This window comes from Chryseosolibacter indicum (assembly GCF_018598585.1).
Taxonomy (GTDB): Bacteria; Bacteroidota; Bacteroidia; order Cytophagales; family Cyclobacteriaceae; genus Chryseosolibacter; species Chryseosolibacter indicus.
In genome coordinates this window covers 1-1,243 of record NZ_JAHESD010000149.1, presented here as the reverse complement: position 1 = coordinate 1,243, position 1,243 = coordinate 1, and the positions used below count along the sequence as shown (strand labels likewise).

The window sequence follows — 1,243 nt, the reverse complement described above, 5'->3', positions numbered from 1 at the left end:
TCGTGTCGCCCGGGATAAGATAAGGATAGTCTGGCTTTGACATTCGCCAAACCAATGCCTTGTCGGGGCGATAATTCCATTGGTGCTGACATGCTGTTTTCAACAGTCAGAAACAGGTCATTACCTGAAACTTTAATATCAATAGTGACCCAGGCCTTATTGGCTTCGTTAATAAGGCTGTGTTTAAAGGCATTTTCTACAAAGGGTAGCAGGATCAGCGGGCTGATTTTCTTTCCATTAAGATCACCGGAGTATTGGAATGACGAATCAATCCGATCACCAAAACGCAACTCCTCAATGGCAACAAAGTTCTTTAGTTGTGTGATCTCGTCCTCCAGCAGGCCAAGATCACTGGTCGTTTCATAAAGCATATAATGCATCAGTCCTGACATTCTCATGACTACATCGGGTGCTTTGTCTGATTTCTTTACGGTAAGTGTATATAAACTGCTTAACGTGTTGAAGAAAAAATGCGGATGAATCTGCGATCGGAGGTTCGATAGTTCTGCCTTGTGTTTTTCATCTTGTGCAACACGAAGTTGTTTTTCCTTACTATATGAATTTCTTAGCACTTTGATTAGCATCGTAAGCGCGAGAACCGGGTAAAGACGAAAAGCGTTTCGCGCAATCCTGATGGGCACAAAGAAATTTTTCGGTTCAGCAAGGTATTGCGCAGGCATGTGCGTTTTGTCCCAGGGCAACCAAAAGCGATATCCAATGTACCGTGTTACAAGTGCCCACGATACGATCAACCCAATCATAGAAAGTGCATATGCCATGTATTTCTTTGGGTATAAATATCGGGGCATTAGTACATAGAAATTGATGTAAACAACTGCCATTGTTAACGGGAAGTTCGCCCATACTTTGTGGATTTGGTAGAAATCAAAACGATCGTTGGCGGCCCAGCTTGCATTGATTGTCTCGTAGATGAAGTAGAGAATCCAGAACCCAGCATGAAGAATAGTTCGTCTTGTCTTTTTCTCTGTCATTCGTGATCACCGTCTCCATAAAACTAGCCATTTCCCGTGATAATCCATATCCCTTACAGCGAAGAGGCTCTATTCTACCGCGAACAAAAGAGATTCATCCGTGAACTGTATTCATGTTATGCTATCAACTCCCGAAGTACTGGTTGTGATTGTCGGGGGAGTGAATTCAAATCAGAAATGCCGGTGATTTATTTTGGACCAAAATATTTAAGCATGACCAGGAATTTAAAATTATTGATGATAGGCCGCAT

Annotated in this window: 2 protein-coding genes; one reads left to right on the top strand and one right to left on the bottom strand. The window is 42.3% G+C overall.

Features of this window, described 5'->3' with window-relative positions; genetic code table 11:
• Window positions 1-992, bottom strand: a 992-nt coding sequence (locus KK060_RS24840) for a sensor histidine kinase (RefSeq protein ID WP_254157990.1), incomplete at its 3' end; no start/stop codon positions are given.
• A gap of 36 nt (window positions 993-1,028) precedes the next feature.
• On the opposite strand from KK060_RS24840, the gene KK060_RS24835 reads away from it, so the two are divergent.
• On the top strand, window positions 1,029-1,243 hold a 215-nt coding region (locus KK060_RS24835), incomplete at its 3' end, for a hypothetical protein (protein WP_254157988.1).